This is a genomic window from Bordetella sp. BOR01 (genome assembly GCF_019218885.1).
GTDB lineage: Bacteria > Pseudomonadota > Gammaproteobacteria > Burkholderiales > Burkholderiaceae_B > Bordetella_A.
On record NZ_JAHUWT010000003.1, the window covers coordinates 991764 to 1010950 of the forward strand.

At 65.1% G+C, this 19187-nt stretch carries 16 protein-coding genes; 1 reads left to right on the plus strand and 15 read right to left on the minus strand.

Annotation, left to right across the window (positions count from 1 at the left end; translation table 11 throughout):
* Nucleotides 1-20: 20 nt before the first annotated feature.
* The 12 genes from KW845_RS19495 to KW845_RS19550 form a co-directional block, all read right to left on the minus strand.
* The gene (locus tag KW845_RS19495; protein ID WP_218370989.1) at nucleotides 21-1793 is read right to left on the minus strand and encodes a monovalent cation:proton antiporter-2 (CPA2) family protein; all 1773 of its coding nucleotides are present in this window, start codon (nucleotides 1791-1793) and stop codon (nucleotides 21-23) included.
* Nucleotides 1794-1825: 32 nt separating this feature from the next.
* Entirely contained in the window at nucleotides 1826-2485 is a 660-nt protein-coding gene (locus tag KW845_RS19500; RefSeq protein WP_218370990.1) for a response regulator, read from the minus strand.
* Between the two features lie 13 nt (nucleotides 2486-2498).
* On the minus strand, nucleotides 2499-4433 hold the full coding sequence (locus KW845_RS19505) for a type IV pili methyl-accepting chemotaxis transducer N-terminal domain-containing protein (protein WP_218370991.1): 1935 nt from the start codon (nucleotides 4431-4433) through the stop codon (nucleotides 2499-2501).
* 84 nt (nucleotides 4434-4517) lie between these two features.
* Nucleotides 4518-5168 carry a carbonic anhydrase gene (locus KW845_RS19510; protein WP_218370992.1) on the minus strand — a complete coding sequence of 217 codons (651 nt, stop codon included), beginning with the start codon at nucleotides 5166-5168 and terminating at the stop codon, nucleotides 4518-4520.
* A gap of 2 nt (nucleotides 5169-5170) precedes the next feature.
* Nucleotides 5171-6160, minus strand: coding sequence for a GTP 3',8-cyclase MoaA (gene moaA, locus KW845_RS19515; RefSeq protein WP_218370993.1), 990 nt, complete (start codon nucleotides 6158-6160; stop codon nucleotides 5171-5173).
* A gap of 10 nt (nucleotides 6161-6170) precedes the next feature.
* Complete coding sequence (locus KW845_RS19520; protein ID WP_218370994.1) at nucleotides 6171-6917, minus strand: peptidylprolyl isomerase; 747 nt, start codon at nucleotides 6915-6917, stop codon at nucleotides 6171-6173.
* A gap of 42 nt (nucleotides 6918-6959) precedes the next feature.
* A complete protein-coding gene (narI, locus tag KW845_RS19525; protein ID WP_218370995.1) occupies nucleotides 6960-7643 on the minus strand; it encodes a respiratory nitrate reductase subunit gamma in 684 nt (227 codons plus the stop codon).
* Between the two features lie 16 nt (nucleotides 7644-7659).
* Nucleotides 7660-8307: a nitrate reductase molybdenum cofactor assembly chaperone gene (narJ, locus tag KW845_RS19530; RefSeq protein ID WP_218370996.1), complete on the minus strand. Its 648-nt coding sequence runs from the start codon at nucleotides 8305-8307 to the stop codon at nucleotides 7660-7662.
* Between the two features lie 16 nt (nucleotides 8308-8323).
* Nucleotides 8324-9889, minus strand: a complete 1566-nt coding sequence (gene narH / locus KW845_RS19535; RefSeq protein ID WP_218370997.1) for a nitrate reductase subunit beta — start codon at nucleotides 9887-9889, stop codon at nucleotides 8324-8326.
* Nucleotides 9886-13626: a nitrate reductase subunit alpha gene (locus tag KW845_RS19540; protein ID WP_218370998.1), complete on the minus strand. Its 3741-nt coding sequence runs from the start codon at nucleotides 13624-13626 to the stop codon at nucleotides 9886-9888. The genes narH and KW845_RS19540 overlap by 4 nt, the downstream gene beginning before the upstream one ends.
* Nucleotides 13627-13774: 148 nt before the next feature.
* Nucleotides 13775-15160: a NarK family nitrate/nitrite MFS transporter gene (locus KW845_RS19545; RefSeq protein WP_218370999.1), complete on the minus strand. Its 1386-nt coding sequence runs from the start codon at nucleotides 15158-15160 to the stop codon at nucleotides 13775-13777.
* Between the two features lie 63 nt (nucleotides 15161-15223).
* Nucleotides 15224-16477, minus strand: coding sequence for a nitrate/nitrite transporter (locus KW845_RS19550; protein WP_218371000.1), 1254 nt, complete (start codon nucleotides 16475-16477; stop codon nucleotides 15224-15226).
* A gap of 168 nt (nucleotides 16478-16645) precedes the next feature.
* On the opposite strand from KW845_RS19550, the gene KW845_RS19555 reads away from it, so the two are divergent.
* Entirely contained in the window at nucleotides 16646-17194 is a 549-nt protein-coding gene (locus tag KW845_RS19555) for a DUF924 family protein (protein WP_218371001.1), read from the plus strand.
* On the opposite strand, the gene KW845_RS19560 is transcribed toward KW845_RS19555, so the two are convergent.
* The 3 genes from KW845_RS19560 to KW845_RS19570 all read right to left on the minus strand — a co-directional run bounded on the left by KW845_RS19560 (nucleotide 17168) and on the right by KW845_RS19570 (nucleotide 19044).
* Nucleotides 17168-17494: an Ada metal-binding domain-containing protein gene (locus tag KW845_RS19560; RefSeq protein WP_218371002.1), complete on the minus strand. Its 327-nt coding sequence runs from the start codon at nucleotides 17492-17494 to the stop codon at nucleotides 17168-17170. The two genes, KW845_RS19555 and KW845_RS19560, sit on opposite strands and share 27 nt — an antisense overlap.
* Nucleotides 17491-18588, minus strand: a complete 1098-nt coding sequence (gene ada, locus KW845_RS19565) for a bifunctional DNA-binding transcriptional regulator/O6-methylguanine-DNA methyltransferase Ada (RefSeq protein ID WP_218371003.1) — start codon at nucleotides 18586-18588, stop codon at nucleotides 17491-17493. The genes KW845_RS19560 and ada overlap by 4 nt, the downstream gene beginning before the upstream one ends.
* A 120-nt stretch (nucleotides 18589-18708) precedes the next feature.
* Entirely contained in the window at nucleotides 18709-19044 is a 336-nt protein-coding gene (locus KW845_RS19570; RefSeq protein WP_218371004.1) for an STAS domain-containing protein, read from the minus strand.
* Between the last annotated feature and the right edge of the window lie 143 nt (nucleotides 19045-19187).

The following is a 19187-nucleotide window of genomic DNA, read 5'->3' on the forward strand; positions in this document are numbered from 1 at the left end:
GCCGCGCGCTGCAAACCAGCCTAGCGGTCTTGCTCGTGCTCGGCCGACTGGTTGTTCAGCAGCAGGGCGCGCCCGGCGAACAGGCCGCCCGTCACTTCCAGCTGGAAACGCTCCGCATCGCGGCGGCGGATATCTTCGGCGATCTCGCCCGATGCCTCGGGCGTGGCGCCCAGCGCCATGGTGGCCTGGCGGCCCAGCACCATGGCCGATTCAAAGGTCTCGCGTATCTGGAAATCGACATCGATCTTGTGCAGTTCCAGCGCATGCTCGCGGTCGAACGACCGTGCCAGCACCTGGGAATGCGGACATATGGCCTTGATGCGCTCGACCATCTGCGTCACCGTGGTTTTGCCATCGGCGCACACCAGGATGGCCTGGGCATGCTTGGCGCCGGCGGCATGCAATACATCGGTGCGCGTGCCGTCGCCGTAATAGACCTTGAAGCCGAAGTCGGCGGCGCTGCGGATCATTTCGGGGTCGTTATCGATGATGGTGATCTCTGCCCCCATGGCCAGCATGTGCTGGCTGGCAATCTGCCCCACGCGGCCGAAACCGATCACCAGCGCGCGGCCAACCTGGTTGCTGGGCGCCTCGAGCCCTTCGGTGGACACGCCTGCGCGCGGCGCCCAGCGCTTGTGGGCCAGCACGGCCAGCGGAGTCAGCGCCATCGACAACACCACGATGGCTGTCATATTGGCGTTGATGACGGGGTCGATGACGCCATTGACCAATGCGGCAGAAAACAGCACGAAGGCGAATTCGCCGCCCTGTGCCATCAGCACGGCGCGGTCCAGCGCCTCGGCCCGCGAACTCTTGGCCAGCCGCGCGGTGCCATAGATGCACAGCGCTTTCACCACCATCATCACCAGCACGCCCGCCACGATCAGGAAAGCATTGCGCGCCACCACCGGCAGATCCAGCGACATGCCCACGCCAAGGAAGAACAGCCCCAGCAGCAAGCCGCGGAAGGGTTCGATATCCGCTTCCAGTTGATGGCGAAAGGTCGACTCCGACAGCAGCACGCCGGCCAGGAAGGCGCCCATGGCCATCGACAGGCCGCCCCATTGCATCAGCAGGGCCGACCCCAGCACCACCAGCAATGCCGCAGCGGTCATCACCTCGCGCGCCTTGGCGCGCGCCAGCAGGCGAAACAACGGGTTCAGCAGCCAGATCCCCGCCACCACCAGCGCCGCCAGCGCGCCCACGCCGATGCCCACATCCAGCCAGCGCGACGCCGCGCTGGGCGCCGCGGCGTGCTGCGCGCCCGGCGGCGCAATGAACGCCACCAGCGCCAATAGCGGCACGATCAGCAAGTCTTCGAGCAGCAGGATGGAAACGATCTTCTGCCCGCGTGGCGCGGCAATATCGCCCCGTTCGCCCAGCAACTGCATGACGGTCGCGGTAGAGGTCAACACGAACCCCATGGCGCAGATGAACGACACCGCCAGCGGGAATCCGAAGGCCACCCCCACGCCGGTCAGCAGCAGGCCGCAAACCAGCACTTGCAGGCTGCCCAGCCCGAAAATCTCGCCGCGCAGCGCCCATAGGTGCGACGGACGCATTTCCAGGCCGATGATGAACAGGAACATCACCACGCCCAGTTCGGCGGTATGCAAGATGGTCTGCGGGTCGCGGAACAGGCCCAGGCCGAACGGCCCGATGACCAGGCCCGCGGCCAAATACCCCAGCACCGACCCCAGGCCCAGCCGCCGGAACAGTGGTACCGCTACCACCGCGGCGCCCAACAACACCACGACCTTGGCTAGTTCGCCTGCGTCGCCTTCTACCGCCATGATTTCCCCTGTGGTCCGGCCCGCGGCCGGCGTCAATCGTCGGTGGCCAACCCGTGTTCGACGGCGTATACCGCCACTTGTACGCGGCTGGTCAAGTTCAGCTTCTTCAGAATGTTCTGGACGTGGATCTTAACGGTGCTTTCGGCAATGTCCAATTGGCGCGCAATGACTTTGTTGCTGGCGCCATGCGCCAGGCATTGCACGATCTCGCGCTCGCGCACGGTCAGGCGCGCGCGCTCGCCGCTCGTGGCACCGGTGCCCAGCGTGGCCTGCTCGCGAAACCGGTCGACCAGCTTGGCCGTCATGTTGTCGGCAATGACCGGCTCGCCCGCGGCGGCCCGGCGGATCGCCGCCGTCAGCGCCTCGGCATCGATGTTCTTGACCAGGTAGCCGCGCGCACCATCGCGCAGCGCCTGGCTCAGTTCGTCGGTCTCTTCCGAGACCGTCAGGATGACCACCGCGCTGCCGGGTACGTCCTGCACCAGCAATTGCAGGGTTTCCAGGCCCGACAGCCCTGGCATGTTCAGGTCCAGCAAGATGACGTCGGGCTGGAATTCCTTGGCGCGCTTGATCCCTTCCACGCCGTCTGCCGCCTCGGCCACGACTTCGAAATCGGGTTGGCGCTGCAGCAGCAGCCGCACGCCCGAACGAAACAGGCTGTGGTCATCGATTAGCAGGATACGGATAGCCATGGGGTAGCGAAAATCAGGCCGCCCGGCGTTCGGCGCGCGGCAAGACCAGCCGCACCGTGGCGCCGGCGCCAGGCCGGGACGTCAGTTTTATCACAGCGTTGAGCCGGGCGGCCCGCTCGCGCATGATATGCAGGCCAATATGGCTTTCTTCCCGCTGTCCCACTTCCTCGGGATCGTAGCCGACGCCGTCGTCGGCGATCTCCATCTCGAAATCCTGGTTGTTTTTCAGCGACACCCGCACGTGGCTGGCCTGGGCATGCTTGCGCACGTTCGACAAGGCTTCCTGCAAGATGAACAGCACCTGTAGTTGCTGTTCGGGTGCCAAGGGCCGATCAGTGCCGTACTGCATGTCCAGGTCGACCTCGATGCCGGTCTGGCGGCGAAACCGCAGCACGGCGTCTTCGATGACATCGGGCAGTTCGCCCTGGTCGAGCTTGGTGCGGAAGTTCACCAGCAGTTCGCGCACGTCCTGATAGCTTTCTTCGACGCCGGTGCGCAGCAAGGGCACGATCTGGCGCAGGTCGTCCTGGTCGCCGCGCGCCACGGCGTCGTCCAGCAGTTGCAGCTGCAGTTTCAGGAAGTTCAGTCCCTGCGCAATGCTGTCGTGCAGGCCCTGGGCCATCAGGCTGCGTTCGCGCACCACCGCCAGTTGCCGCGCCTTGGCGTCCAGGCGGCGGTTCTCAAGCGCGACTCCCAGGTGCTGGCCCAGCGTCTCCAGCAACTGGGTTTCGGCGGGCGACACCTGGCGCTGGATCTTGAAGTGCAACGAGAACGACCCCAGCACCTCGTCGCGGGCCACGATACGAAACACCGCCAGGCTGCGAAAGCCGTCGTTGGCGCAATGGAAGGCCTCGATGGGTGCGATCTTGCGCAGGTCGCGCACGATTTGCGTGCCTTCCTGGGTGGCCACGCCGCAATAGCAGTGATCGGCGCGCATGCAGCGTTCGGCCTCGGCCAGTTCAGGCGACAGGCCTTCGGACACCATCATGTTGAGTTTCTCGTCCGACGGATCCAGGGCACGGATCGTGCCGCCTTCGGCATCGAACTGGCTCATCACCCGTTGCAGGAAGCCTCGACAGACGGCCTCGATGCTGTTGGGCTGGTTCAGGAACGCCGCCATGTCGTACAGCGCGCAGATATCGCGATTTTGCGCCTCGAGTTCGGCGGTCTTGCGGCGCACGCGGTTTTCCAGCCCAAGGTACAGGCTCTCGAGCTTGTCGGCCATCAGGTTGAAACCGCGCGCCAGCACCCCGAATTCGTCGCGGGTCTCGACGGGCAGGCGGGTGCTGAATTCGCCGGCCGTCATGCGCTGCAGGCCATCGCGCAGGCGCAGCACCGGCGAGATGATCCACAGGTACAACAGGTAGATCATGGCCACGGTGCCCACGCTGCCGATACCCGCCAGCACACCCTGCGACAGGCGCAGCAGGACCGTCTTGTCGGCATTGTCGAGCTCGATCATGCGCACCAGCTTGTCGGCCTGGGCCACGAAGCCCGGCAGGGCATCCAGGTAGCCGGCCATGTCCCCGCTTTGCTGGGCATGCGCCACGGCCGGCTTCATGGTCTGGTTCCAGAACCGCGTCACCACGCTCAACTGGGCGCCGATATCGGGGTCGGCGGGCAGGAACAGCGGCCGCGCAGGGTTGCCGCGTTCGAGCAACGCCAGGGTTTCGTCCTGGGTGTGTACGAATTCATCGACTGAGGTGGTGCGATCGGTGCCTGGGCGCATCAGTTCGACCGCCACGCGGTTGGCCACCATGCGCAGGCTGCCCGTATCGTTGATCGCGGCGCCCGCGCCTTCAAGCCCCCACGACAGCCATAGCGTCCAGGCCACCATGCTGAGCACTACTGCCAAGGCCACCAGCGAGCTGGCGATGATGCGGGTAGGCAGGCTGTCGCGCAGGGTGGGCAGGCCGTCGGGGCCCACGGGAAATTCAGAAAAAGTCATGTCACGGCGCCAGCGAGTGGACACCGGCAGTGTAGCTTTTTTCATGGTTGCCAAACAGGGAATCAGGCCTGGCCGGCCAGCGGATCAGACCAGCGGCAGGAAGGCGTCGGCGCGCGGCGAATAGGCCAGCAGGGCGCCGGCATCCAGGTCGAAATACCAGCCGTGCAGGCTGATGGCGCCGCGTTCCATTTGCTGCCTGACGCAATCCAGGCATTCCAGGTTGCCCAGCGAGATCAGGATCGACGCCTGTTCGCAGGCACGCCGCTGTTCGGCCAGGCCGGCATGCGGCAACTGCCGGATCACCTGGTCGCGGGCGGGCGCCGCGATATTGACCCAGCGCCCGATATAGTCGTCTTCGCCCTCGCTGTCCAGGCGCTGTTCCATCAGCGCGCGGATGCCGCCGCATTGGCTGTGGCCCAGCACGATGATGCGGCCAACCTGCAGTTGCTCTACGGCAAACTGGATGGCCGCCAGCACCCCCTGCTGTCCGCCGTGCCCCTCGGACAGCGGCACCAGATTGGCCACGTTGCGCACGGTGAAGATATCGCCAGGATCGCACCCCAGCAACAAGGCCGGGTCGACCCGCGAATCGCAGCAGCCGATCAGCAGCGTGCCGGGGTTCTGGCCGCGGCACAGGTCGCGAAACAGCGCGGGCGAGTCGTCGAAATAATGTTGTTGAAAGCGCTGGAATCCGGTGATGAGGCGTTGCAGGTCCTGGGTATCGGTGTTGGGCACGGCTAGCCTCCGGTCTGCGACATGAAGCGCACGATGCGCTCCGGGTGCGTATTGAAATCATGGCGCTCGGGCTTGGCCGCGATGGCGGCCACGATGGCCTGCGCCAGGCGGGCATCGCTGGCGCCCTGGCGCAGCATGGCGCCCAGCGGCACGCTGTCTTGCCAGCCCAGGCACAGGTACAGCGTGCCGTCGGCGCCCAGCCGGACGCGGTTGCAGGTGGCGCAGAAATGCTGCGACATCGGAGTGATGACTCCCAGCGTGAGGCGCTGGCCGGCGCTGCTCCAGTAGCGTGCAGGGCCGGCGCCCGACCCCGCTACCGACGGCACCAGGCCGTGGCGGGCCGCCAGCCGCCGGCCCAGCTCGGTCAGGTCGATGCCGGTGGTGCCCCGGCCGGTGCGGCCCACCGGCATGGGCTCGATCAACCGCAGGATGAACCCGTGCCGGCGGGCATAGTCCAGCAGCAGGTCCAGCTCTTTCTCGGGCGTGTCCGCCTGCACCACGGCGTTGAGCTTGATGGGTGCAAAGCCAGCGGCGTGCGCGGCGTGCAGGCCGCGCAGCACGTCGCCCAGGCAATCGCGACCCGTGATGCGGGCGTACGCCAGGGCGTCCAGCGTATCCAGGCTGACATTCAGGCGGCCCACGCCCGCGGCGCGCAATTCAGCGGCATGGCGCTCGAGCCGTGTGCCGTTGGTAGACAGCGACAGGTCTTGCAGGCCGGGCAGCGCGGCCAGCGCCCGCACCAGGACAGGCAGGCCGCCGCGCGTCAGGGGTTCGCCGCCGGTCAGGCGCAGCTTGCGCACGCCCAGGCCCACGAACAGGCCAGCCAGGCGTGCCATCTCGGCATGGTCGAGCCAATGCGCGGGGGCATCGAAATTCTTGAAATCGGCGGGCAGGCAATAGGTACAGCGCAAGTCGCAACGGTCGGTCACCGACACGCGCAGGTAATCGATGCGCCGCCCGTGGCGATCCACCAGGGAAGCAGAGCCGGGCATCGCCATCCCCTTACTGCACCAGAAGGCCATCGGCGCCTTCCAGTTCAATGCCCTCGATGCGCGCACGCCCGACCAGCATGCGCGCGTACTGCCGCCAGGCCGTGTCGCGGCTGGCCGCCGCCAGCGCCTGGGCGATGCGGGGCGCCACTTGCGAGTATGGCAGCAAGCGGCCCGCCACATGCCGGGCCACCCGCACGATGTGCAGCCCGTGGCGGGTTTCCACCAGGCGCGGCAGCACGGCGCCGGCGGGCGGGCCGAACACGGCCCGCTCGAATTCGGGCACGGTGTCGCCGCGGCCAAGCCGTCCAAGGCTGCCGCCCACCGCGGCCGACGGGCAGTTCGACAGCGCGCGCGCCAGTTCCGCGAAACGGGTGGGTTGGGCCTGCACTTCCTGCAGCACGGCTTCGGCGCGTTCGCGCAGGCGCTGCAGGTCGACCTGGGGCGTCACCTGGAACAGGATGTGGTCCACCTCGACCAGTTCGCCCACGGTGAAGCGTTCGGGGTGGGTGTCGTAATGGCGGCGGCACGCGGCATCGTCGGGCTCGGGCGAAGTCGCGTGCGTATCGAGCAGGGCATCGATGATGGCTGCGTCGCTGGCGCCGGACACCCTCAGGCGCCGGGCTTCGTCCAGCATTACCCGGCGCAGCACCAGTGCGGTAATGGCGCGGCGCTGCGGATTGGCCGCGTCGCCGTGATAAGGCAGCTCTTGTTCCAGGTCGGCGTCGCTGAGTTCGACGCCATTGACGATGACAGGCATGTTTGCTCCCGTTGCCGCCGGACGAACCGGCGGCGCCTTGCTTCAGCGCGGCCGCACCAGTTGCCAGGCACGACCCAGGTACCCCACCGAGGCGAATCCGCTCCAGACATGCACCAGCCGGGTAAAGGGGAAGATGGCGAACAGCGTCAGGCCCATGAACAGGTGCGCCTTGAACAGCGCCGGCGCATCGGCGATATAGCCGGCCGCATCGCCCTGGAACGTAACGATGTGCTGGGCCCAGGTCATGAACAGCACCATCATGTGGCCATCCATGTGGCCAGCCGACACCGCGATGGTGGACAGGCCCAGCAGCAAGGTCACCAGCAGCCACAGCAGCAGGATCTTGTCGCCCGGGCGGGTGGTGCGCGCGATGCGTGGATCGGTCAGGCGGCGATGCAGCAGGATCAGCAGGCCCGCCAGGCACAACCCGCCCATGACGCCGCCGGCCACCATGGCCACGCCCTGCTTGACGCTGTGCGACACGCCCAGCGTGTCCCACACCACCACCGGGGTCAGCAGGCCCACCAGGTGCCCGAAGAACAGCCCCAGGATGCCCACGTGGAACAAGATATTGCCCAGCCGCAGCTGGCCCCGGTGCAGCAATTGCGAGCTATCGCTTTTCCAGGTGTATTGCTCGCGTTCGAAGCGCGCCAGGCTGCCCAGCAGGAAGATGCTGAGCGCGATGTAAGGGTAGATGCCGAATACGAACTGATGCACGGTATTCATGGATGGTATCCCGGTCTTATTGTTGGGCGCCGCGCGGGCGGGGGTGGAAATGCACCACGTGCGTGCCCGCGGCGGCATGCGGCAACAGGGGCTCGACGCCATCGGCACCTACGCCGTAGGTTTCCATGGCCTCGTCCATGTCGCGCACCGGCGGCTCGGTCTGTTCACGCGGCACCACCTTGGTCATGCCGCGCAGCACGGCGAAGATCGTCGAGTAGGGGCTGCCGGCCCGCCCCAAACGTGCGCCGATGGCTGCCAGCACATGAATGGCTTCGTCCAGCAGCGGCCCGGCCTGTTCGGGGTCGATCAGCCCCAGCAGTTCCAGGAACAGCGGCACATGGTCGGGCAACTCGGCCACGTCCGGTTCGAACCCGTGGCGGCGGTACTCTTGCAGCAAGTCGACCATGGCCTGGCCGCGATCGCGGCTTTCGCCATGCACGTGCTCGAACAGATGCAGCGAATGCGATGGGTTGCGGTCGAACGTGGCGACGTAGTTTTCCTGCAGCTCGATCAGGCCGTGGGTCTTCAGGTAGTCGGTCAGGGACGATAGCTGGTCCTGGGCCTCGGGATAGGCATCGAGCGCATCGTCGATCTCGAGCAGGGCATCGATGAGCGCTTGCTCGGGATAGGCCAGCAGCGCGGAAAGTATGCGGTATGGGCTCATGGTGTTGGCTCCGTGCTCAGGTCAGGGCGGTTTTCTTGCGCGACTTGGGCATCTCGATGAAAATCTCGCTGCCGCGCGGCTTCTTGCCGAACAACGCGCCGTCGGATACGCCGCCCGAGCAGCCGTTGCCGAACGTGAAGCCGCAACTGCCCTTGTCGTTGAAACTGTCCTCGACCATTTCCTTGTGGCTGGACGGCACCACGAAACGGTCTTCGTAGTTGGCAATGGCCATGATGCGGTACATGTCGTGCACGGTGGCACGGTCCAGCCCGACATCGGCCAGGATGTCCTCGTCGCGCTCGCCATGCACCGATTCGGCACGCATGTAGGCACGCATGGCCAGCAGGCGTTCCAGGGCCCGCTGCACAGGGGCCTCATCGCCCGCGGTCAGCAAGTTGGCCAGGTAGCGCATGGGAATGCGCAACGTGGACACATCGGGAATCACGCCGGCCTTGCCGACCGTCTTGTGATGCATGTGGCCGGCTTCGGCCGCCGACTGGATGGGCGACAGCGGCGGTATGTACCAGACCATGGGCAGCGTGCGGTATTCGGGATGCAGCGGAAAGGCTACCTTCCATTCGCAGGCCATCTTGTATACGGGCGATTGGCGCGCGGCCTGCAGCCAGGATTCGGCTATACCCTGGCGGCGCGCCTGGGCGATCACCTCGGGCGAATTCGGATCCAGGAACATGTCGAGCTGCGCCTGGTACAGGTCTTTCTCGTCAGTGCTGGCGGCGGCGGCCTCGATGCGGTCGGCATCGTACAGCAGCACCCCCAGGTAGCGGATGCGGCCCACGCAGGTTTCGGAACATACGGTCGGCTGGCCGGCCTCGATGCGCGGATAACAGAAGGTGCACTTCTCAGCCTTGCCGCTTTGCCAGTTGTAGTACACCTTCTTGTACGGGCAACCCGAGATGCACATGCGCCAGCCGCGGCACTTGTCCTGGTCGACCAGCACGATGCCGTCGTCTTCGCGCTTGTAGATCGAGCCGGAAGGGCAACTGGCCACGCACGCGGGGTTCAGGCAGTGTTCGCACAGGCGCGGCAGGTACATCATGAAAGTGTTCTCGAAGGTCGAGTACATCTCTTTCTGCACGCCCTCGAACAGCGCATCGCGGCTGCGCGAACTGAATTCGCCGCCCAGGTCGTCTTCCCAGTTGGGGCCCCAATGGATCTTGTCCATTTTCCGGCCCGTCAGCACGGACACGGGGCGAGCCGTGGGCGGTGTCTGGCTCAGCGGGGCATTCTGCAGGTGTTCGTAGTCGTAGGTGAACGGTTCGTAGTAGTCGTCGATGGCGGGCAGGTTGGGGTTGGCGAAAAGATTGGCCAGGATCTTCAGCTTGCCGCCCTGGCGCGGCTCGAGCTTGCCCGCGGGCGTGCGCGTCCAGCCACCATTCCAGCGCGACTGGTTTTCCCATTCTTTGGGGTAGCCGATGCCAGGCTTGGTTTCCACGTTGTTGAACCAGGCGTACTCGACACCGTCGCGGCTGGTCCAGACGTTCTTGCAGGTAATGGAGCAGGTATGGCAGCCGATGCACTTGTCCAGGTTCAGGACCATACCGACTTGGGCACGGATTTTCATGTTGCGCTTCCTTCCTCGAGCTGTTGCCCCAGCGGGCCTTCCATCCAATCGACTTTCTTCATCTTGCGCACCACCACGTATTCATCGCGGTTGCTGCCGACGGTGCCGTAGTAGTTGAAGCCGTAGGCCTGCTGCGCATAGCCACCGATCATGTGGGTGGGCTTGAGCACGGTGCGCGTCACCGAGTTGTGGATGCCGCCGCGCATGCCGCTGGTTTCGGCGCCAGGCACGTTGATGATCTTTTCCTGGGCGTGGTACATCAGGCACATGCCCACGGGCACGCGCTGGCTGACCACCACCCGCGCCGTCAGGGTGCCGTTGACGTTGAAGACCTCGACCCAATCGTTGTCGACCAGGCCGGCCTGCCTGGCCTCGGTTTCGGATACCCAGACGTGCGGGCCGCCGCGGCTGAGCGTCAGCATGCGCAGGTTGTCGGAATAGGTGCTGTGAATGCCCCACTTCTGGTGCGGCGTGATCCAGTTCAGCACCAGCTCGTGTTCGCCATTGGGATACTTGCCCAGCATCGGTGCCACGGTGCGCGTATCGATAGGTGGCTTGTAGGCGCACAGCCCTTCGCCGAAATCCAGCATCCAGCGATGGTCTTGGTAGAACTGCTGGCGGCCGGTCAGGGTGCGCCACGGGATCAGTTCATGCACATTGGTATAGCCGGCGTTGTAGCTGACCTCTTCGCTTTCCAGGCCCGACCAGGTCGGCGCCGAGATGATCTTGCGCGGTTGCACCTGAATATCGCGGAAGCGAATCTTGTCGTGCTCGCGGCCTCTTGCCAGGTGAGTGTGGTCGCGGCCGGTGATCTTGCCCAACGCTTCCCAGGCCTTGACCGATACATGCCCATTGGTTTCCGGGGCGAAGGTCAGAATCATTTCGGCGGCATCGATGGCCGTATCCAGGCGCGGCCGGCCGGAACTGACACCGGCGTCGTCGACGCGACGATTCAGCTCGCCCAGTTCGTGCACTTCGTGCTCGGTATTCCAGTTGATGCCCTTGCCGCCGTTGCCCAGCTTGTCAAGCAACGGCCCCACCGACGTGAACTTGCGGTAGATGTCGTTGTAGTCGCGTTCGACCACCGTCATGGACGGCGCGGTCTTGCCCGGCACCAGGTCGCATTCGCCCAGCTTCCAGTCCTTGGGTTCGAAGGCCTGGCCCAGTTCGCCCGGCGTGTCGTGCAGCAACGGCGTCAATACCAGATCTTTGCGCTTGCCCAGGTAGGGGCCGCCGATATCGCTGAACTTGCGCGCCAGCAGCTTGTAGATTTCCCAGTCGGTCTTGCTTTCCCACAAGGGCTGCACCGCCTCGGACAACGGATGGATGAAGGGGTGCATATCGGACGTGTTGAGGTCGTCTTTCTCGTACCAGGTGGCAGTGGGCAGCACGATGTCGCCGTACAGGCAGGTGGTGCTCATGCGGAAATCGAGTACGGTCAGCAGGTCGAGCTTGCCCTCCGCCGCCTCTGCGCGATAACGCACCTGCGATGGCTTGATGGCATCGGCCTCGTCGCCGAACACGGCGTTCTGCGTACCCAGCAGGTATTTCAAGAAGTACTCGTGGCCCTTGCCGCTGGAACCCAGGATGTTCGAGCGCCACACGAACATGTTGCGCGGGAAGTTGGCCGGGTTGTCGGGATCGTCGCAGCTCAGGTTCAGGTGGCCGCCTTGCAGGCGCTGGGCAGCGTAGGCCACCGGGTCTTGGCCGGCGGCCTCGGCCTGCGCCACCACGTCCAGTGGATTGGTCTCGAGCTGCGGCGCCGACGGCAGCCACCCCATGCGTTCGGACTTGGCGTTCAGGTCGATCATGCTGACCTGGTTGTAGCGTGCCGCATCGGCGGTAGGGCCCAGGATGTCGCTGATCGGCAATTTCTCGTGGCGCCACTGGCTGGTGTGCGCGTAGAAGAACGAGGTACCGTTCATGTGCCGCGGCGGGCGCGACCAGTCGGACGCGAAGGCCAGCGGCGCCCAGCCGAACTGCGGACGCAGCTTTTCCTGGCCCACGTAATGCGCCCAGCCGCCGCCGCTCTTGCCCACGCAGCCGCACATCATCAACAGGTTGATGATGCCCCGGTAAGTCATGTCCATGTGATACCAGTGGTTCAGCGCGGCGCCGACGATCACCATGGACTTGCCCTGGGTGTCGTGGGCGTTTTGCGCGAACTCGCGCGCCACCTGGATAACCAGGTGGCGCGGCACGGTGGTGTGCTTTTCCTGCCAGGCCGGCGTGTAGGGAACATCGTCGTCGTACGAGGCGGCCACGTTCTCGCCGCCCAGGCCGCGGTCGACGCCGTAGCTGGCCATCTGCAGGTCGTAAACAGTGGCCACGCAGGCCGGGGTTCCATCGGCCAGCGTGATGCGGCGCACGGGCACGTTGCGCACCAGCACGCTGCCGTGTTCGCCGCCGAAGTACGGAAAGCCCACGCCCATCACGGCGTCGTGGTTGTCCAGCAAGGTAAGGGCGGGGTCGATCTTGCGGCCGCTGCCGCCGTCGTGCGATTCGAGGTTCCAGCGCCCGAGCCTGGCACCGCCATCGACGCCCGCCTCGCCCCAGCGAAAACCGATACTGCCATTGGGCGCCACCAGTTCGCCGGTCTGGGAATCGATGACCAGTGTCTTCCAGTCGGGGTTGTTGTGCTGGCCCAGCGCATCGACCAGTTGCGAGGCGCGCAGGAAGTGGTCGGGCACCAGGCAGCCATCGCGCTCTTTCAACTGCACCAGCATGGGCATGTCGGTGTAGCGGCGGGCGTAGTCGTGGAAGTAGTCGGAAGCGTTGCTGTGATGGAATTCTTTCAGTATGACGTGGCCCATGGCCAGCGCCAGCGCCGCGTCGGTGCCCTGCTTGGGCGCCAGCCAGATATCGCCGAACTTGACCATTTCGCCGAAGTCGCTGGAAACGGCCACCGTCTTGGTGCCTTTGTAGCGAACCTCGGTATAGAAGTGCGCATCGGGGGTACGCGTCTGGGGCACATTCGAGCCCCATACCATCAGGTAGGTAGAGTTGTACCAATCGGCCGACTCGGGCACGTCGGTTTGTTCGCCCCACACCTGCGGGCTGGCAGGCGGCAGGTCGCAGTACCAATCGTAGAAGCTCAGGCAGGCGCCCCCCAGCAGGCTCAGGTAGCGCGCCCCGGCGGCGTAGCTGACCATCGACATGGCGGGAATGGGCGAAAAGCCGATCAGGCGGTCGGGGCCGAACTGCTTGATGGTGTAGGCATTGGCGGCCGCGATGATCTCGGTGGCGGTGTCCCAGTCGGCCCGTACGAAGCCGCCCAGGCCGCGCACCGACTTGTAGCGCTTGGCCTTGACCGGATCCTGGCTGATGGATTCCCAGGCGGCGATGGGGTTCATGGTCTTGCGCGCCTCGCGCCACATTTCCACCAGGCGGCCGCGAATCATTGGATACTTCACGCGCTGCGCCGAATAGACGTACCAGCTATACGAGGCGCCGCGCGGGCAGCCACGGGGCTCATGGTTGGGCAGGTCGGGGCGGGTACGGGGGTAATCGGTTTGCTGGGTTTCCCAGGTGATCAGGCCGTTCTTGACGTACACCTTCCACGAACACGAGCCGGTGCAGTTGACGCCGTGCGTGGACCGCACGACCTTGTCGTGCTGCCAGCGGCTACGATAGGCGTTTTCCCAGCTACGGTCTTCATTGACGACTTCGCCGTGGCCGCCGGAGTAGGTGGATTTCACCCGCGACATGAATTTCAGCCGGTCCAGGAAATGACTCATTCTTTTCTCCGTGTGCGCCGGCAACACCGGCGCGTTCTAGCTACTACTGTATTGAGGCAAGGCGCGGCCGACCATTCATCGCTGGTACAAGGTCGGCACGCCAGGCGCACTAGTTCACTTGACCGAAATGACTAGTCACCGGGCAGCATCAGCAAGGCATCGGCGCATTGCGGCGCGCGTAGTACCACCAAGTGATGCACAGGCAACTGACATAGAAGGCAATGAAGCAATACAACGCCGCGCCCACGCTGCCGGTCATCTCGATCGAGCTGCCGAAGCTGCGAGGAATGAAGAAGCCGCCGTAGGCCCCGATGGCGCCCGAGAAGCCCAGCACCGCGGCCGATTCCTTGCCGCCATCGATCAGGGCCTGCTTTTCGGCCCGCGCGCCGCGCCCGCGTGCTTGCCGCATGCGTTCCTGCAGGAAGATCACCGGAATCATGCGAAAGGTCGAACCGTTGCCCACGCCGGTCAGCGCGAACAGCACGATGAACATCGCCAGGAACCCCTGGAAGTTGCCGCCGCTGCCGGCAGTCGGGGCAAAAGCCAGCACGCCCAGCACCGCCAGGATCATGGCGGCGAACACCAGCAGCGTGACGCGCGCCCCGCCGATCTTGTCGGACACCCAGCCACCGATCGGCCGCGTCAACGACCCGACCAGCGGCCCCAGGAACGCATAGGTAACCGGATTGATTTCGGGGAACAGCGCCTTGGTCAGCATGGCAAAGCCCGCCGAGAACCCGATGAACGAGCCGAACGTGCCGACATACAGCCAGCACATCAGCCAGTTGTGCTTGCGCTTGAAGATCACGGCCTGGTCGGCGAACGATGCCCTGGCGTCGGCGATGTCATTCATGCCGAACCAGGCCGCGATCGACGAGGCCAGGATGATCGGCACCCAGATGAAGCCGGCGTTCTGCAGCCAGATCTGGTGTTCGACGCCGTCTACCATGAAGCGCTGCGGATCGCCGCCCAGCGTACCCAGTACGCCCATGGTGATGATGACCGGCACGACGAACTGCACCACCGACACACCCAGGTTGCCGATGCCGGCGTTCATGCCGGTGGCGAAGCCTTTCTTTTCTTTCGGGAAAAAGAAACTGATGTTGGCCATGCTGGAACTGAAGTTGCCGCCGCCAAAGCCGCACAACAGCGCCAGGGCCAGCAGGGTGGGGTACGAGGTGGTCGGGTCTTGCAAGGCAAAGCCCATGCCGAGCGCCGGGATCAGCAGCGTGGCGGTGGAAATGGCTGTCCAGCGGCGCCCGCCGAACACGGGCACCAGGAACGAGTAGAAAATGCGCAAGGTGGCGCCGGACAGCGCGGGCAGGGCCGTCAGCCAGAACATCTGGTTCTTGGACAATTCGAAGCCTGCCTTGTCCAGGTTGACGACAACCACGCTCCAGAGCATCCAGATGCAGAACGCCAGGCTGAGCGCGGGAATGGATATCCAAAGATTGCGGTTGGCGATGCGGGCGCCGGTGTTGCGCCAGAAGTTCTGGTTCTCGGGTTCCCAACGGGTCAGTACATAGCTGGACATGGTGTTCTCGCGGTCGGGGGTGCCGGACGCGATGGCGTCCGGCAAGAGGGTGGAAGAGGGATATCAGGCAGCCTGCAGCGCCGTGGGGCGCGATGCGGGACGGAAGCTGTAGTGCATCCAGACCAGCGAGACGCACACCGTGCCGTACATCAACATGAAGGCGCTGGAACGCACGCCCGTCAGGTCGAGCAGCACGCCGAACAGGATGGGCAGCACGAACCCGCCCAGGCCGCCGGCCAGCCCGACGATGCCCGACACGGCGCCGATGTTGTCGCCGAACTCATCCGAGATGAACTTGAAGACCGAAGCCTTGCCGATGGCCATGGCGATACCCACCACGAACATCAGGACGGTGAACAGCGTGGGCCCGATGGACAGGAACAGTTCACGCGGACCCGCGTCGGTCTCGATGATGAAGTGCGTTTGCGGATAGCTGAGAATGAAGAACGCCACCCAGCAGACCCACATCACCCACCAGGTGGTGCGATAGGCCCCGTACTTGTCGGAGATCCAGCCGCCCACGGCGCGCAGCACGCCGCCCGGCAGCGAGAAGCACGCGGCCAGCAGGGCGGCAATCTTCATGTCGAAACCGTATTCGCCGACGTAGTATTTGGTCATCCACAGCGCCAGCGCCACGTAGCCGCCGAACACCACTGAGTAGTACTGGCAGTAGCGCCACACGCGCGGATCGCGCAGCATTGCAATTTGCGCCGACAGGCTGGCGCCCCCGCGCACGCTGTGCGCCGGGTTGGTAGCCGAGAACATCCAGAACAGGATGGCGGTGACCAGCATCGCCACGGCATAGACCTTCGGTACGATGATCCATGCGCCGCCGGCAGCGGCGATAAGCGCCGGGGCGACGAACTTGGTCACGGCCGAACCGGAATTGCCGGCGCCGAATATCCCCATGGCCAGGCCCTGGCGGTTGCGCGGGAACCAGCGCGCCACATAGGGCGTACCTACCGAGAACGATCCGCCCGCCAGGCCGATGAACAGGCCCAGCACCAGGAAGTGCCAGTATTCGGTGGCATAGGCCAGCAGCCAGATGGCGGGCACCGAGGCCAGCATCAGCAAGAAGAAGACAATGCGGCCGCCGTAGCGGTCGGTCCAGATGCCCAGCGGCACGCGAATCAGCGATCCGCTCAGCACGGGCATGGCCGCCAACAGGCCGAATTCGGTTTCGGACAAGCCTAGTTGGGTCTTGATGGGTATGCCGAGTACGGCAAATATCATCCATACCGCGAAACAGATCGTGAAAGCGAACGTACTTGAGATCAGGACTCGGGTCGCGGCGCCCGTTGTCGGTGGGTGTGCCATGATGGCCTCGCATGTCATTGGACATGTCAATCAAGATACGCACGCCCCCCTTCCCTGAACATTCGCCGACAGACCTGCCGGTCCACGGCAATGTGACTAGTCCTTCTCGCACCGGCCGGGTATGCTGGCTCGCAATCCCTATCGACCCCGTTATGGCAGGATGAGCACGTGAACAGGAACCCCAACGACGCAAGCACCGTGATCGACTTCTGGCGCGAGGCCGGCCCGGAACGCTGGTTCCGCAAGGACGAAGCCTTCGACCGCGCGTTCAGCGCGCGCTTCCTGGACTTGCACATGGCAGCCGCGCGACGCGAACTCGACGCCTGGGAAGACAGCGCGTACGACGGCCTGGCCTTGCTGCTATTGCTGGACCAATTCCCGCGCAATGCCTTTCGCGGCACCGGCCACATGTATGCCACCGATCCGCTGGCACGCTATTACGCGCGGCGGCTGATCCAGGCCGGGAAAGATGCCGACATCGAAGCCGGCATGCGCGTCTTCTGCTACCTGCCGCTGTCGCATTCCGAAAGCCTGGACGACCAGCGCCGGGCGGTCGCCCTGAACAAGCCGTTGGGTTCGCCATGGTTGCCCCACGCAGAAGACCACCTTCGCATCGTCGAGCGGTTTGGGCGCTTTCCGCATCGCAATCCCTTGCTGGGACGCGAGACCACGCCAGAAGAACAGGCGTTTCTAGCCGAGGGCGGGTTTGCCGGCTGACCGGCCGGCCACCGGCTGGCGCGCCTTCCAGGCGGCGTAGGCCCCAGGCATGCAGACAGCGCAGGGACGATAGCCCGCCGCCACCGCGGTGGCTTCATCGGCGAAGAACACGCGGTATTTCACGTAACCGCCGCGTGCCAGCGCCTGGCGCGCCGCACGGCAATCCAGCCGGCCATATATCCGAGTGCCTCGGTGGCCGCCCAAGGTGCCTGGCCGGGGGCTGGCGTGGGGCCGGCCGTCCGCGCCGATGAGCGTCCACTGTGCCGCGTTGCCCTGGCCGCCGGGCTGCGACGTGTTCACGCCACAACCTCTTTCGCTTCGCGCCGCAGCAGCTCGCGCTTGCGATCCACCCCCCACCGGTATCCCGAGATGTCGCCATCGCGCCTGACAATGCGGTGGCAAGGAATGGCCACGGCCAGGAGATTGGCGCCGCACGCCTGGGCCACTGCCCGCACGGCCTTGGGCGCGCCGATGCGGTGGGCAATATCGGCATAGCTGGTGGTTGTTCCCGGGGGAATATCGCGCAGCGCCTGCCATACACGTTGCTGGAAAGCCGTGCCGCGTACGTCCAGCGGCAGGTTCAGCCCCAGCGCCGGCGCCTCGACGAACCCCACCACCTGGGCGACCAGTTGTTCAAAGTCGGGGTCTTCGCCATTGAGCCGGGCATTGGGAAAACGGTCTTGCAGGCTGCGTACCAAGGTATCGGGATCGTCTCCCAGCGAAATGGCGCAAAGCCCCCGCTGGCTGCGCGCCACCAGAATGGCACCCAATGCGCATTCGCCCACCGCAAACTGGATATCGGCATTGTGCCCGCCTGCCTTATAGTCGCGCGGCCGCATGCCCAGCAGGCTGTCCGAGGCTTCATAGAAGCGGCTGTTGGAATTGAACCCGGCTTCGTAGATAGCCTGCGTGACGGTTTCGGACTCACTGAGTTCGGCGCGCAATCGCTGCGCCCGATGGGCGTTGGCATAGGCCTTGGGCGTCAGTCCGGTTTCGGCCTTGAACAGGCGATGGAAATGAAAGGGGCTGACACCCGCCTGGCGGGCCAATGTGTCCAGCGATGGCGGCGTCTCGGCCTGCTCGATCTGGCGACAGGCCAGTTCGACCAGCGTGGCGCGCCTGGCCGCGGCGTCGCTGCGGTCGGCGGCCGCCCGCCGGCTGGGCCGGTAGCCGGCCACCTCGGCCGCGTGTGCGGTATCGAAGAACTCGACATTCTCGCGGCGCGGCAGACGGGCCGAACTGCTGGGGCGGCAGTACACCCCGGTGGTGCGCACGGCATAGACGAAATGGCCATCGGCGCCGGTGTCGCGTTGGCGTACTGCCAGCCAGCGGGCATCGTCGGTCAGGTATTCAATGGCGTCGGACGACAGGGTATCGGCATCGGCGAGGATCATGGCCGTCTCCGCAAAAACCAGCGAGATCCCAGTGTAATGCGGAATTCGACCGCAAGAATCCCGTCTCTTGCGGTCGAATTCGGGCGGTAAGTGCTTATGGCCGTGATGGCCTGCCAGGCGTCAGGCCAGTTTTTCGGCAGCTTGCTGAGGGGTGTCGGTTACCGTCAAAATGGCCAGGAAGCCGCTGATATCGAAGACCTCGCGCACCTGTGGCTGCATACTGCACAGCGCCAGCGCACCGCCGGCCTGCTTCAGGCGCTTGGCCACCACCAGCACCACGCGCAAACCGGCGCTGGAAATGTAGTCCAGGCGGGCCAAGTCCAGGACAACCTTGCGTTCGCCTTTGTCGACATGGGTAAGCAGGTCGGCCTCGATGCCGGCCGCATTGGCGCTGTTGATCTGCCCTTCGGGCGAGACAAGCAGCACGTCTCCGAGCTTGTCGATGGTGAGATTCATGGTGGTTTCCGGTAAAGATTCGGGATGGCCGGCCGGCGGCGCGCATACCGGCCGATGATACGCGAGCAGCGCCCCCGGGGCACTACGGGAATACACACAGACGCTCGCCCGGCGACGGCGCATTCGTGCATACTTGTATCTGC